This is a genomic window from Arthrobacter sp. JDC6, from assembly GCF_056484025.1.
This window is the reverse complement of the sequence record NZ_CM151278.1, coordinates 1,121,228-1,134,609: the sequence shown is the minus strand read 5'-3', so window position 1 is coordinate 1,134,609 and position 13,382 is coordinate 1,121,228. Positions and strand designations below refer to the sequence as shown.

Here is a 13,382-nt window from a genome sequence, read left to right as displayed (position 1 = left end):
CCTATGCCAGCGCCCAAGCGGGGTGAATAGCCACCTGCACACCCTTGCCAAAGAGGTTTAGTGCGGTTGCCCAGCTCACGTTTATCCTTGCTTCATGGCCATTTCCCTTGCTGCCCTGGTGGGCGTGTCCTCCCTGAAGCTGTCCAAGGCGGGCGTGGCGGAGACTACCTGGAACCAGGACATCAACTGGGTTGCCGTCACGGAGCTGGAGGATCCCCAGCGGTTCCTCAACGGCGGCGAGCTGGTCCTCACCACCGGCCTGCGGCTGCGTTCCGCCCCTGAGCAGCGCCGTTTTGTCCGCCAGGTGCAGCGCGCCGGCGCGGTGGGCATCGGTTTCGGCGTGGGCCTTTCGCATGAGGCGGTGCCGCCGGCCCTCCTGGCGGAGGCCAACCGCTGGGGCCTGCCCGTGGTGGAGGTGCCGTACGAGACCCCCTTCATTGCCATCACCAAGCTGGTGGCGGACGCCCAGTCGGCGGACCACTACGCCAAGCTGGAACGGCTGATCGCAGGGCACCAGGTGCTGGCGCGGGCGCTGCTGACCGGCGGCGGACTTTCCGAGCTGTTGAAGAACCTGGGGGGCATGCTGCGTACAGACATCGCGCTCACGCAGTTCACGGCGCAGCTGTACAACAGCAGCACCGCCAGCCCGTCGGCGGAGACCTGGTCCAGCTATCCCGTCCCTACCGGGCGGCGCGATGCGTGCACGCTGTGGGTGCGCCAGCCGTTCGAGGACACAGGGATCATTGGCTACGCGCAGAACCTGATCAGCGTGGAGCTGAACAACATGGTCAAGCAGCGGCAGGCCCAGCGTGCCCTCTGCGGCCAGGTGCTGGAGGACGTGATCCACGGCGCGCTGGAGACCAGCGAGGCGCAGCGCCGCCTGGCCGGCGTGGGCGTGAACAGCACCCGCAAGAACGTGGTGCTGCTCGCTGTATCGGCCGCCCACGGCAAGGCCCTGGGGAGCACCTCGGTGCCGCTGGAACTGGAAAAGGCCGTTGCCGCCGTCGTGGGCAAGGACCTGGTACTGGTGGTCAATGACGACGGCGGGACGGCGCCGGCGCTGGCACGGAAGCTCAGCGACCACCTCGCCGAAGCCGGGATCCACGCCACGATCGGCATCGGCGGGGCGTACACCAAGCCGAACGGCCTGCGCTGGAGCTACTTCGAGGCCCGGGACGCCGCCAGCCACGGCCTGCCCGTCAACGAACCCGAGCGGCTCAGCCTGACGTCGCTGCTGCTGGCCAGCGAGGATGTGCCGCTGGCGGATATGGCCCACGAATCACTGAACCCCCTGCGGTCCTTCGATGCCGCACACGGCTCTGAGCTGATGGCCACGCTGGAGAGCTACCTGAACAACAACGGCTCGGTGGCCGCGGTGGCGGAGGAGCTCACGCTGCACCGCAACACCGTCCGCTACCGGCTGGCCCAGATCACCGAACTGACGGGGTACGACCCCGCCGTCACCGCCGACCGGGTGCAGCTGTGGCTCGCCCTGGCCGTGGCCCGGTTGTCGGCCCGCCAGGGCAGGTAGGCAGGGAGGCGGAAAAGGGGGCCGGCAGCGCCCTGCTGCCGGATCAGATGACGCCGTGCCCCAACAGGTCGCGGGATTTCTTCCAGGCCTTCCGGAAGCCGGCCCGGGCTGCCAGCATCCGTTCTTCCTGCCGGCTGAGCAGGTGGGCATAGATGCCTGCGGCGGCCGCGTCGGTGTTGTCGGCGGCGACACCGGCAAGCAGGTCACGGGCCACTGCGGCGTCCTGGAAGCTGCCCAGGATCTTTTGCTGCCGGCGGGCGGCCTTTGCCACCTTGCCCGCACGCTTGCCATGTACCAGCGCGGCTGATTCGGCCACGTGGCGCAGCCGCTTGGCGTCCTTGCGGACACGGTGGAGGGCAAGTTCCTGTTCCCTGCCGCGCCGTGCCCCCTTGGCAGCCTTGCGTGAGCGGCGCAGCCGTTTGGCGGCCTTGTCCACCGCCTTTGCCGCCGCCCGCCGGCCGGGCGTAACCGCTTCGGCCCGCACCGGTGGGTTGTCCCGGAAGTCCTCGAGCTTGTCCAGGAGCCGGAAGTAGCGCTCCGTTCCCAGGGCTTCGCGCAGGAGCCGGTACGCGTCGTCGTAATCGGCGGCCGTGCGCTGTTCCAGCCCTGCCGTTGCTCCCGCAACACCGTCCCCGGGCGGCAGCCCGGCCAGCTCTCCGCGGAGCTGCTCCCGCAGGACTTCAGCGTCGCGCGGCCGGCCCAGCAGCTGGCCCAGCCACTTCAGCTCGCTCCGCAGCTTGCGCACCGGCGACGCCCGGTACAGCCTCCCGTAGGCGCCCAGGACCGAGCGGATCCGGCGCATTGCCGAGCGCATGGCATGGACCGCTTCCGGCTCCTCGCCCCGGACAGCGGCGTCGGTGGCAAGGATCTGCTCAATCTGCGCCCCCACGTAAACGGTGACGACGGCGGCTGCGGGGGCGCGCTTTCCAGCCAGCAGCGCCGGGCTGCCTTCGTCGCCGGCGGGGCCGGCGGCGTCCCCGCTGCCGGGGGACCGCGTTCCGGCCGCCTTGCCCGGCCCCAGTGCGCGGGCCAGCTTGGAGGCGTGGCCTGCGGGGCGGGCGCCGGCAGCGGCAAGCAGTTCCTCCACCGGGCCAAAGAGGCCTGGGTCGCCGTGGACCAGTTCCAGTTCCCACTCGCGCCACTGCTGCCGGGTGGCTGCGGCCCCATCCTGCAGCCGTTCGGCGGTGACCTGGTCGTCGGCGAGGTCGGCGAGGTGCACGCCGTCGTCACCGTACAGGGGGTAGGTGGTGCGCCGCGTGTGCAGTCGGACCACCGGCACCGGGACGGCACCCCTGAGGTAGGCATGCAGGTGGGTGAGCAGGGCGTCCGGGACCACGTCCGGGCGGCCCAGGGGTGCGTGCAGTTCCGTGCGTTGCTGCGGGCCTTCCCCGGCTGCGGCGGCGGCCTGGGGTGGCAGCTTCAGGTGCCACCCGGCGTCCTTCCCGCCCGTTCGCCGGCGGAGGGTGATGCGCCGGGCGGCGAGGGAATGCTTTGGCGTGTCGAAGTAGACCGCTTCAAGGAGATCGGTATGCGGCTTGCCCACGCGGGCCACCCCTGCCGCCTGCTCCAATGCGGGCACTGCGGCGCCAGTGTCGACGTCGTATTTTTTCTCGATCTCGAGTCCCCGGGAAGCCTCCACAGCCGTCCTTCCGCACCACCTGGTCCGCGCCAGGCCCTCCGACAGTCCGTTGGCAGTCTATTGCAGCGGCGCCGGACCGGGAGAGGTTGGCCACAAAAGCGCAAACATCAAACGTCTAACCTTTAGGGTGGAGGGTATGGCCGCCACTCCACCCGCCTCCCCGCCCGCAAGCATCCAGGCGCCCGCCGCAGCCCCCGCCGCGCCGGCACCCGGCATGGCGCCTGCCAAGCCACGCTCCGCCGTCGTGTTCGGTGTCATTGCGTTGGTGCTGATCGGGCTGAACCTCCGCGCGGGCATCACCGGGGCGTCAGCCCTGCTGCACGACCTCCAGTCGGTACTGGGCTACGGGGCGTTGGTGGCGGCCATCATTCCGTCGATTCCCACACTCTGCTTCGCGGTGGCCGGCGCCGCGACGTCCTGGCTCAGCGGCAAGGTGGGTGTGGAGAAAGGCATCCTGCTGTCGCTGGCCCTGCTGGCCGGCGGCCTGTTGCTGCGCGGCATCCCCGCCACCGGCATGCTCGTGGCCGGCAGCGTGGTGGGCATGTCCGGACTGGCCATCTGCAACGTGGCCATGCCGTCCTTCATCCGCGAGCACTTCGCCTCCCGCACCTCGCTCATGACCGCCGTCTACACCGTGACCATGACCACCGGTGGCACCCTGACCTCCGTCCTGGTCGTACCCCTGGCCCAAGCCCTCGGATCCCCGTCCGCCGCGGTGGGCGCCGTGGGCATCGCTGCCGTGGCCGCCTTCCTGGGGTTCCTGCCCGTGGCACTGCACGCGCACCGCAACGCCGCCCCGGCCACGGGCCTGCGCGTGTCCCCCTGGCCGCTGTTGCGGACCCGCAAAGGTCAACTCCTCACCGCGATCTTTGCCCTTCAGGCCCTGCTCGCATACGCCCTGCTCAGCTGGTTTCCGTACATGCTCACCACCATGGGCCTGAGTGCCTCGGACAGCGGACTGATGTTCGGGCTCATGCAGCTGGTCTCCGTTCCGGCGGGCATGGTGCTGATCGCCATCGGTTCCCGCCCGCGGATGTTGCGCCCGGCGTTCTACCTGGTGAGCATCACCATGGCCGTGGGAATCCTGGCGCTCCTGGTCCTTCCCGTGGGGCTGGCGGCCGTCCCCGCCGTCCTGCTGGGCTTTGGCCTGGGCATCTTCCCGCTGGTGATGGTCATGATCAGCCGCAGCGGCACCAGCACCGCCGAAACCACTGCACTGTCCACGCTGGCCCAGTCGTCGGGTTACCTGCTGGCCACGGTGGGCCCGTTGGGCATGGGCCTGCTGCACAGCGCCACGGGCGGCTGGATCCTGCCGCTGGTGCTGCTGCTGGCACTGGCCCTGGTACAGATTGTGGTATCCCACCTGATTACCGGCCGCGCTATGACCGGAAAGCCCGCAGGGGCAGCTCCGATCCGGGCTGCGGATGGAAGGAAGTAACGCCATGTCCCTGAGCCCGTCAGTCCGGCCGCCGCTCGCCGCCGAAGTCACGGCCAAGCTGAGGGGGATGGTCCATTCCGGCGAGTGGGCCCTGAACCAGCGCATCCCGCCCGAACCGGAACTCATGGCCCGGCTCGGCGTCTCCCGCGGGACCCTCCGTGAAGCGGTGAAGGCCCTTGCCCACGGCGGCATGCTGGAGGTCCGGCGCGGGGACGGCACCTATGTACGCGCCACAAGCGAGATGTCCGGCGCCGCGCAGCGGATGTACCAGGACCACACCGAGCAGCACATCCTTGAGGTGCGGCTGGGCCTGGACACCCAGGCGGCCCGGCTGGCCGCCCGCAATGCCACGGACGACGACGTCACGGCCCTGCGTGCCCTGCTCGCCAGCCGGGACCGGGCCTGGAACAACGGGGACGTCGACGCCTGGGCGGACGCCGACTGGCACTTCCACGAAGGCATCGCGCGGGCGTCCGGGAACCCGCTGCTGCACGAGCTCTACGCCAGCTTCGGAACCGCGTTCCACCGGGATCTCCTCAAGCAGCAGGGCCGGCCCGGCTTCAACGGGCTTCCGCGGGACGGCCACGAGACGCTGCTCGCTGCGATCGAGCGGCGCGATGAGGACGCTGCCGTCGCCACGGTGAACCGGAACCTGAACTCCTGCGCGGAGTGGCTGGCCGAGTAGTCCCGGCGGCACACCCTGCGGGGAAGGGCCCGCTCCGGGGTTTCCGCACCCCCCAAACCATCAGTAGGCTTACCATCTGACGAAGGTTGTTCTGCCTTGCGCCGCATCCCGTGGCGCAGGGCACCCTCCGGACGATGAGGAGTACCCATGGCGCGATCAACACGCCTTAGTGATCAAGAGCTGGGCAACGAGCCCCTCCGGCAGGCGCAGGACGGTGCAGCGGCTGCCGATGGGGCACATACCGATGCCGGGCGGCCGGGCGGTGCAGCCCGCCAGGGGCAGCGCGCAGGCACCATCGGGAAAGCATCGGGCTCCAGGCCGCCGGGCGCGCTCTGGTCTGACGGCCTGGGCAGGGCAGGCACCCGCGCGGCCCAGGTTCTGCTGGTTGTGCTGGTGGTCGCCGTCTCCGTCTTCGCGCTGATGCAGATCAAGCTCCTGGTGATCCCCGCCCTGATCGCCCTGATCCTGGCAGCAGCGATCGGCCCGTTCGTGAACATGCTCCGCCGCCGCGGGATACCGGGCGGCCTGGCCACCGGCATGGCGTTCGTGGCGCTGCTGGTGATCCTGGCCGGCGTGTCCACCGTCATCTATTTCTCCGTCCGGAACCAGTGGGGCGAACTGGCGGCGCAGGCCTCCTCCGGCCTCGACGAGCTGGAGCAGTTCCTGCTGACGGGGCCCATCCCCATCGAGCAGGAACAGCTCAACCAGGCACGGGAGGCGGTGGTGCAGTTTGCCACCAGCAGCCAGGTCCGCTCCGGCGCGGTCACCGGGCTGTCCGTGGTGACTGAATTTATTGCCGGGGCCAGCCTCATGGTGGTCATCCGGTTCTTCTTCCTCAAGGACGGCGCCAAGATCTGGGACTTCTTCCTCCGCCCCTTCTCCGGCCAGCGTGAAGCCAAGCTGCGCCGGTCCGGACGCCGCACGCTCGAGGTTTTGGGCGGCTACGTCCGCGGCACCGCGATCGTGGCCCTGGTGGATACCGTGGCCATCGGTGCGGCGCTGCTGATCATGCAGGTACCGCTGGCCATTCCGCTGGCCATCATCGTCTTCATTACCGCCTTCATCCCGCTGGTGGGGGCAACGGTCGCAGGCATCCTGGCCGCCCTCGTGGCGCTTGTTGCCAACGGGCCGGTGGTGGCCCTCATTGTGGTGGCCGTCGTCGTCGCGGTCAACCAGCTGGAAGGCGACCTCCTGCAGCCGGTCGTCATGGGCAAGTCGCTTCAGCTCCACGCCCTGGTGATCCTCATGGCATTGACTGCCGGCACCATCCTGGCCGGGATCGTGGGCGCGGTCCTGTCCGTGCCGCTGGCGGCGGTGGCCTGGGCCATCATCCAAGTGTGGACAGCCGAGGACCCGGACCTGAAGGACATGAACCCGGACCTGCCCCCGGCCAATACGCAACCGGTCTAGCGGACTCCGCCCCAAGCACCCCGGACACGGCAGCGGCCCGGCACTTACGTGCCGGGCCGCCGTCGTCAGCTTCTTACTGCGCGTCCGCCCTACTCGCCGCGGAGGCCTGCAAACACGTTCTTGGGCCGCTGCATCTCGCCGTGCTTGGCGCCGAGGATGATCACCAGGGCAGCGAAACCGGGGATGGCCCACTGCAGGAGCTTGAGCTGCTGCTGGGCCGTCTTCAATTCGTCCGAGGCCGCGCCGTGCGGCTCCGTTGCGCCTTCGGCGCCTTCACCGGCAAGCTTTTCCACCTTCTTGCCCAGGATGCCCGAGTACAGGGTCACCGCGGCGCCCACCACGGTGACCGCCGTCTTGATGACGGTGTCGCGGGCCACGCCCTCCTGCTTGGCGATGCGGCCCTTGTTCTCCCAGGCGATGGCGAGGTCCGCCACCAGGTGGGAGGCGAAAGCCGCCGTCTGGAACGGCGCCCACTTCATCCAGCCGGCACTGGAAAGCCGGGTGCGCTCGGCGGGGTCCTTGGCCTGGGCCGCCGCGCCGTTGAGTCCGATGGCGCCCATGAGTGATCCGCCAAACCATGCTGCCGCGGTCAGGTCGTGAACTGAACGGGCAATGAGGTTTCCTGCCATGATGTGCGTTCCTAACGTTGTGAACTGGTTCCGGGTTTTGCCGCTGTGCAGCGGACTTCGCTTGCCTGTTCCATCGAGGTATGGTGCGCCCATGGTAAGCACACTTACTAATATTACGAAACCCCGTCCCGGGCGGGGGCAACCGCGTAATATCGTCGCCATGGGAAAAACAGGAACATTGTTCGGCTGGGCCTTCGGGGACCCCGCCCGTGAAAGTGACGGCGGCTACGTGGACGGCCTGCAGCGCGAGGCGCTCAGGAATGCGCGGGAAACCGCCAAAGCCAAGGGCGTGGAGGCGGTCACCGGGTCCGAGGTGTTCACCGTCCTCAGCGCGGACGATTCCCTGGTGGAACTGGACAACGCCCCGGGCCAGCTGGTGGTCCGCTGCACCGTGCACGTGGAGGGACCGGGCGCGGAGAAGCTGAGGGCCGAAGGGCCCATGAACGGCTGAACCATGTCCGACGGCGATTCCACCCTCAGCCAGGCAGCAGACGCTGTCGAGGAGGCGTCCAACCACAAGGCCCTGGACGTCCTGGCCCGCACCGGATTTGCCGTCATGGCGGTGCTGCACATCATCGTTGGGGCCATCGCCGTTGCCATCGCCCTCGGCCATCCGGGCGATGCCGAACCCACCGGCGCCATCGCCCAGCTCGCGGACAACCCGTGGGGACCCGTGGTCATGTGGGGGTGCGTGGCGGCCTGCCTGGGCCTTGCCCTGTGGCAGGCCAGCGAAGCGACGTTGCGCGCTCGGAGCCTGGCCCGCAAGGAACGGCTGGCCAAGCTGGTCTCCTCGGGATTCCTGGCCATCGCATACGGCAGTGTGGGCCTTACGTTCGCCGGCTTCGCCCTGGGCCAGCGCAGCGACTCGGGAGATAACACCCGGGACTTCAGTGCCAGCCTGATGGCCAACCCCCTGGGGCCGTGGGTCCTGGTGGCGCTGGGGCTGACCATCCTGGGCATCGGCATCTACTTCATCGTCAAGGGAATCCGCCGCGGCTTCAAGGAGGAGCTGTTCCACTTCGACGGCACCCGGCGCGGCAGGCTTATCGACAGCCTGGGCGTCACCGGCCATGTGGCCAAAGGGATAGCGCTGGACCTCACGGGCCTGTTGTTCGTGATCGCCGCGGCCAAGCACCGGCCTGAAGAATCCACCGGCCTGGACGGCAGCCTCAAGGCCCTGCAGCACCACCCGTTCGGGCCCACCCTCCTGGTGGCCATTGGCGCCGGCTTCATCGCTTACGGGATTTTCGCGCTGATCCGGGCCCGGTTCGGGCGCATGTAGTCCGCCGCTTTATGGGTAGGAAGGAAGTATGACCCAGCAGCCGCGCGTTCTTTCCACCGTCACCGGGAGTGCCGGGCAGGCCTTTGCCGCCCTCTTCCGGCTCCTCAAACTCGCGCGGCCGGACCGGCCAGCCGGACCGGCCCATCCACCCCCAGGGCCTGGGCCTGGCCGGACAGCTCACCAGGACCGGCAACCCCGCACAGCCCAGCGGCATCGACTGGCTCGATTCCCCGGGGACCGACCAGGTGGTGGCCCGCTTTTCACGGTCCCTGGGCCTGCCGCAGGCGCTGCCGGACATCCTGGGCCTGGCGCTCCGGGTTTCGCCGACCAGTGCTTCCGCCGGTTCCTCGACCCCTGCCGCTGCCTCCGGTACCAACCCCGCGGACGTCCTGTTTGCCTCCACCGGCTGGGGACTGCCGGGCAGGTTCCTCCTGATGCCGCGGCTGGACATTGCGGGAGCCACCCTGACCACGCTGATGCCGTACCGCGGCCGGACGGGCCCGGTGCTGTTGGGACTGCGGACGCTGAACCTGCCTTCGGGGTCGCCGGCCTCCGGCGAATGGGTGCTGGGACTGTCCTGGGCCAGACCCGGAGGGCCGTGGCGGGCGTGCGGTGAACTGCGGCTGAACGCGGGTGCGGACCCCGCGGACATCCCGCTGCGTTTCGACCCCCTTGAGAACCAGCCGCCGGGCGCCCGGACGTACGCCTGGACCCGCCGCCTGCGGAAGCCGTCCTACCGGGCCGCACGGCGGCCCGCACCTCCCGCCGTCGGACACTTGAAGGACCCCGGACACCCGACGGGGTCCGCCGAAGCACCCCACCAAAGCATGACCGGAACCGGAAGGAACTCCATGTCCACCGTCTCGCAACTGTTCACCTCCCCCGCGGCCGACGTCTGGCGGGTCATCGCCGACGGCTGGCTGTATTCCGGCTGGGTGGTGGGCGCATCCCGGATCAGGGACGTGGACGCCGAATGGCCCCGGCAGGGTTCCCGGCTGCACCACTCAGTGGGCGCCTGGCCGCTGGTGATTGATGACAGCACCAGCGTGGCGGCCGTCGAGCCAGGCCGCTCTCTGGAACTGGTGGCGCGGGGCTGGCCGATGGGCGAGGCCAAGGTGGAGATCACGCTGGAGGACCGGGGCGACCAGTGCCTGGTGACCATCGCCGAGGATGCCATCCGCGGGCCCGGCAGGCTGATGCCGAAATTCCTGCGGGACCCGCTGATTTCGGCGCGGAACCGCGAGACCCTGCGTCGGCTGGAGCTCATGGCCGTTGGCGGCGCTGGTAAGCAACAGGGGTAGGGCATATTAAAGCAGGAACCGCGGGACCAATGGCCCCCGCGGTTCCTGTCTGATGGTGCGTTGAATCGGTGCGTCAGACCTGCGCGGCCACACCGTCGCGGGAGATGTCCACCATGTCCTCGCGCGGCACCACCTTGATGCGCTCACGCTTGACCTCCACGCCGTGCGATCCCCCGGCCTCAGTGGCAGCTGCACCCAGTGCGAGTTCGTGCGCGTCCAGCGCCAGCCAGCCTTCCCAGCTGGTGAACTTCACGCCGCGTGCGTCGAGGAGTTCGGTGACGGCGTCCTCCTCCGGTGCCGAAGCGACGGGAAGGTTTTCGCGGTCTTCCAGCAGGTAGGTGACGGTCTCCAGGGCGTCGCCCTTGGTGTGGCCGATGAGGCCGACCGGCCCGCGCTTGATCCAGCCGGTGGCGTAGATGCCCGGCACGTGGTTGCCGTCGGAGTCCAGGACGCGGCCGCCGTCGTTCACCACAACGCCCTTCTTGTGGTCGAACTCCACGTCCGGGAGGGCGGAACCAAAGTAGCCGATGGCTCGGTAGACGGCCTGGACCGGGTAGTCCACGTACTCGCCGGTGCCGCGGGCGTTGCCGGTGCCGTCCAGCTCGGTGCGCTCAAACTTGATGCCGGCCACCTTGCCCGGGGTCTCGGCGTCGTCATAGATCTCCACCGGGCTGTGCAGGAAGTGCAGGTGCAGGCGGCGGGACGCCTTGAGCTCGGAGACGTCCTCGGGCTGCTCGGCAATCCAGTTGGTGAGGGTGCCCACCATGGTCTTGGTCTGGTTGTTGGTCTGGATCTGGCGGTCCGATTCCTCGTCGAACTCGAAGTCCTCCGGGTACAGGATGATGTCCACGTCCTTGGAGTGGGACAGCTCGCGCAGCTCCAGCGGGGTGAACTTGACCTGGGCGGGGCCGCGGCGGCCGAAGACGTGCACGTCGGTGACCGGGGAACCCTTCAGGCCGGCGTAGACGTTGTCCGGGATCTCGGTGGTGAGGAGGTCGTCGGCATGCTTGGACAGCACGCGGGCCACGTCCAGGGCCACGTTGCCGTTGCCGATCACCGCGATTTCCTTGGCCTCGAGCGGCCATTCGCGCGGGACATCGGGGTGGCCGTCGTACCAGGAGACGAAGTCGGCGCCGCCGAACGAGCCCTCCAGCTCGATGCCGGGGATGTTCAGGTCCGCGTCCTTGATGGCGCCGGTGGCGAAGATGACGGCGTCGTAGTGGGTCCGGAGGTCCTCGATGGTGAGGTCCGTGCCGTAGTCCACGTTGCCGAAGAAGCGGATGTCGCCGCGGTCCAGCACCTTGTGCAGGGCGTTCACGATGCCCTTGATGCGGGGGTGGTCCGGGGCCACGCCGTAGCGGATCAGGCCGTAGGGTGCCGGGTAGCGGTCAAAGAGGTCGATGCTGACGGTCAGCTCGCCGCTTTTGACGGCTTCGCTCTTGGTGAGGATGTCGGCGGCGTAGACGCCGGCCGGGCCGGAGCCCACGACGGCGACGCGCAGCGGACGCGCAGCAGTTCCTACGGTGGTGCTGGATGACACGGCTGTGTTCCTTTTCTTCGTTCCGGCCCAACTGGCTCGCATTTGTTGTCGTTTTGACGGCTCAGAACGACAACAACTGCCAGTCAGTTGGGTGGGGCTAGGTGGTGAGGACGGTCTTGCGGGGGCTGTTCGGGGTGGTGGTGCTGTAGTCAGCGGTTTTGAAGTGCGACGGCGCGAAGGGGCTCACGCGCACCACGTCACCGATGACAATCACGGCAGGATTTGCGACGCCGGCCGCCTGGGCCTGGTCGGCGATGGAACCGAGCGTGCCAATGGTGACGCGCTGGTCCGGCAAATAGCCGTTTTCCACGATACCAACCGGAGTGTCCTGCGGCAGGCCGGCTTCGCCCAGCGCGGACGCGGATTCGCGCAGCTGGCCGACGCCCATGAGCAGGACGATCGTGTGGTCCGGACGGGCGGGTACCTCGGAGAGTTCCTCGTGGCCGGTGACCACGCTGAAGCCCTTGGCCAGGCCGCGGTGGGTGACGGGAATGCCGGCTGCTGCGGGAACGGAGATTGCCGAGGTGACGCCGGAGACCACTTCAACCTCGACGCCGTGCTGGCGGCAGTATTCGGCTTCCTCGCCGCCGCGGCCCAGCACGTAGGGGTCCCCGCCCTTGAGCCGGACAACGCGGTGTCCCTTGAGGGCTTCCTCGACGAGGATCCGGTTGATCCCAGCCTGCGGAACGGGGTGGTGGCCGGGGGTCTTGCCGACTTCGATGATCCGGACGTCCGGGGCGAGTTCGTTGAGCAGCCCGCGGGGGCCCAGGCGGTCGGCGACCACGACGTCGGCCTGGCCCAGGAGACGGCGGCCGCGGACCGTGATGAGGCCCGTATCGCCGGGACCGCCGCCAACCAGCGCGACGGATCCCTGGTGTGCGCGGCGGCGGCGCAGCGGCAGGTCGCCGGTTTCGAGGGCGGTGGCCACGGCATCGCGCACGGCCATGGCCCGCCGCGGGTCTCCCCCGGCGTTGATGGCGATCTTGACGTCGTCGACCTCCGCAACGGCGGGAGTCCAGGCGGCGGAAGCTTCATGGTTGGAGGCGTTGACGCACCAAACGCGCTGTGCCTCGGCGTCGGCCGACACCTGGGCGTCCACTGCGGAATCGCCGGTGGCGGTCTGGACGAACCACACGCCGTCGACGTCGCTGGAAAGGTAGGGCCGCGCTTCCCAGGTGAGCAGGCCGGCGCCGGCCATCTCCAGCAGCGCGGGCGAGGCAACCGGAGCCACGACGGTGACCACGGCCCCTGCGTCGAGCAGCCCCTTGGCGCGGCGGGCGGCAACGGGGCCGCCGCCCACCACCAGCACCGGGCGGCCGAGCAGCCGCAGCGCCGTGGGGTAAATGTCCTGAATTGCCATGAATCAACGGTAGGTCCGCGTCACATTCGCCCACAAAGGCCGAGCAACACCAGTTCACGTAAGGTAATGCTGCGTCACAAACGTTTAGCCGCGGCGGCGAGGAACCTGCCCCTGCGGACGATGAGGCGCTCCAGGTACCGGGCCAGGAACAGGCGCTCGACGGCGCGGCCCAGGACCCCCAGCGGGGCGGTGAACTCCACCCGGTCAACCATCAGGCTTCCCGTGGCAGTAGGCGCGAATTCGTGGACGTGCCGGAAGGCCTTGAAGGGGCCCTTGACCTGTTCGTCGGTAAAACTGCGCGGGTAATCGAAGGCGGTAATGCGGCTGGTCATGGTGAGCGGTATGCCGAGGTGCCTGGCTCGCCACGTTACTTCCCGGCCTTCCCCGATAAGCCCGGTTGTCACCCCTCCCACCGCCCGCTCGCCCGCTGACCGCTGCGACTCCAAGTGGATGTCAATGCTGCGCGCCCGGTCGAAGAGTTGCTCCACGGGGAGCGGGGACGCGGTGCGGCACACGAAGCATGCGGTCATGGCGCCAGTCTGCCATTGATTCTTCGGCAGGGCCGTC

At 69.0% G+C, this 13,382-nt stretch carries 12 protein-coding genes; 7 read left to right on the top strand and 5 right to left on the bottom strand.

Translation table 11 applies throughout. From position 1 onward, the window contains the following. Positions 1-94: 94 nt before the first annotated feature. The gene (locus tag ACV095_RS05270; RefSeq protein WP_018769021.1) at positions 95-1,531 is read left to right on the top strand and encodes a PucR family transcriptional regulator; all 1,437 of its coding nucleotides are present in this window, start codon (positions 95-97) and stop codon (positions 1,529-1,531) included. A gap of 43 nt (positions 1,532-1,574) precedes the next feature. Here the strand turns inward: ACV095_RS05270 and ACV095_RS05265 are convergent, their stop codons facing one another. After that, positions 1,575-3,170: a CYTH and CHAD domain-containing protein gene (locus ACV095_RS05265; RefSeq protein WP_478223067.1), complete on the bottom strand. Its 1,596-nt coding sequence runs from the start codon at positions 3,168-3,170 to the stop codon at positions 1,575-1,577. Between the two features lie 136 nt (positions 3,171-3,306). Between ACV095_RS05265 and ACV095_RS05260 the strand changes: the two genes are divergently transcribed. From ACV095_RS05260 to ACV095_RS05250, 3 genes are all read left to right on the top strand, one after another. Further along, positions 3,307-4,608 carry an MFS transporter gene (locus ACV095_RS05260; RefSeq protein WP_478223066.1) on the top strand — a complete coding sequence of 434 codons (1,302 nt, stop codon included), beginning with the start codon at positions 3,307-3,309 and terminating at the stop codon, positions 4,606-4,608. 4 nt (positions 4,609-4,612) lie between these two features. After that, on the top strand, positions 4,613-5,293 hold the full coding sequence (locus ACV095_RS05255) for a FadR/GntR family transcriptional regulator (protein ID WP_478223065.1): 681 nt from the start codon (positions 4,613-4,615) through the stop codon (positions 5,291-5,293). Positions 5,294-5,440: 147 nt separating this feature from the next. After that, entirely contained in the window at positions 5,441-6,703 is a 1,263-nt protein-coding gene (locus ACV095_RS05250) for an AI-2E family transporter (protein ID WP_478223064.1), read from the top strand. Positions 6,704-6,792: 89 nt separating this feature from the next. On the opposite strand, the gene ACV095_RS05245 is transcribed toward ACV095_RS05250, so the two are convergent. Continuing rightward, complete coding sequence (locus tag ACV095_RS05245) at positions 6,793-7,332, bottom strand: hypothetical protein (RefSeq protein ID WP_018769016.1); 540 nt, start codon at positions 7,330-7,332, stop codon at positions 6,793-6,795. A gap of 160 nt (positions 7,333-7,492) precedes the next feature. On the opposite strand from ACV095_RS05245, the gene ACV095_RS05240 reads away from it, so the two are divergent. The 3 genes from ACV095_RS05240 to ACV095_RS05230 all read left to right on the top strand — a co-directional run bounded on the left by ACV095_RS05240 (position 7,493) and on the right by ACV095_RS05230 (position 9,915). After that, entirely contained in the window at positions 7,493-7,783 is a 291-nt protein-coding gene (locus ACV095_RS05240) for a hypothetical protein (RefSeq protein WP_026265726.1), read from the top strand. Between the two features lie 3 nt (positions 7,784-7,786). After that, positions 7,787-8,614, top strand: coding sequence for a DUF1206 domain-containing protein (locus tag ACV095_RS05235; RefSeq protein WP_018769014.1), 828 nt, complete (start codon positions 7,787-7,789; stop codon positions 8,612-8,614). 83 nt (positions 8,615-8,697) lie between these two features. Continuing rightward, positions 8,698-9,915: an SRPBCC family protein gene (locus ACV095_RS05230; RefSeq protein ID WP_478223063.1), complete on the top strand. Its 1,218-nt coding sequence runs from the start codon at positions 8,698-8,700 to the stop codon at positions 9,913-9,915. Between the two features lie 73 nt (positions 9,916-9,988). On the opposite strand, the gene ACV095_RS05225 is transcribed toward ACV095_RS05230, so the two are convergent. The 3 genes from ACV095_RS05225 to ACV095_RS05215 form a co-directional block, all read right to left on the bottom strand. Further along, on the bottom strand, positions 9,989-11,455 hold the full coding sequence (locus ACV095_RS05225; protein ID WP_478223062.1) for an FAD-dependent oxidoreductase: 1,467 nt from the start codon (positions 11,453-11,455) through the stop codon (positions 9,989-9,991). Positions 11,456-11,552: 97 nt separating this feature from the next. Beyond that, a complete protein-coding gene (cobA, locus tag ACV095_RS05220) occupies positions 11,553-12,815 on the bottom strand; it encodes a uroporphyrinogen-III C-methyltransferase (protein WP_018769011.1) in 1,263 nt (420 codons plus the stop codon). A 74-nt stretch (positions 12,816-12,889) separates the two neighbouring features. After that, positions 12,890-13,345 (bottom strand): SRPBCC family protein, encoded by a 456-nt coding sequence (locus ACV095_RS05215; protein WP_478223061.1) that lies wholly within the window; start codon positions 13,343-13,345, stop codon positions 12,890-12,892. Positions 13,346-13,382 lie beyond the last annotated feature (37 nt).

Excerpts from the sequence above, each read along its gene's own strand:
- ACV095_RS05250 (WP_478223064.1), top strand. The coding sequence starts at position 5,441 with ATGGCGCGATCAACACGCCTTAGTGATCAAGAGCTGGGCAACGAGCCC.
- ACV095_RS05215 (WP_478223061.1), bottom strand. The coding sequence starts at position 13,345 with ATGACCGCATGCTTCGTGTGCCGCACCGCGTCCCCGCTCCCCGTGGAG.
- ACV095_RS05240 (WP_026265726.1), top strand. The coding sequence starts at position 7,493 with ATGGGAAAAACAGGAACATTGTTCGGCTGGGCCTTCGGGGACCCCGCC.
- ACV095_RS05260 (WP_478223066.1), top strand. The coding sequence starts at position 3,307 with ATGGCCGCCACTCCACCCGCCTCCCCGCCCGCAAGCATCCAGGCGCCC.
- ACV095_RS05245 (WP_018769016.1), bottom strand. The coding sequence starts at position 7,332 with ATGGCAGGAAACCTCATTGCCCGTTCAGTTCACGACCTGACCGCGGCA.
- cobA (WP_018769011.1), bottom strand. The coding sequence starts at position 12,815 with ATGGCAATTCAGGACATTTACCCCACGGCGCTGCGGCTGCTCGGCCGC.
- ACV095_RS05235 (WP_018769014.1), top strand. The coding sequence starts at position 7,787 with ATGTCCGACGGCGATTCCACCCTCAGCCAGGCAGCAGACGCTGTCGAG.
- ACV095_RS05255 (WP_478223065.1), top strand. The coding sequence starts at position 4,613 with ATGTCCCTGAGCCCGTCAGTCCGGCCGCCGCTCGCCGCCGAAGTCACG.
- ACV095_RS05270 (WP_018769021.1), top strand. The coding sequence starts at position 95 with ATGGCCATTTCCCTTGCTGCCCTGGTGGGCGTGTCCTCCCTGAAGCTG.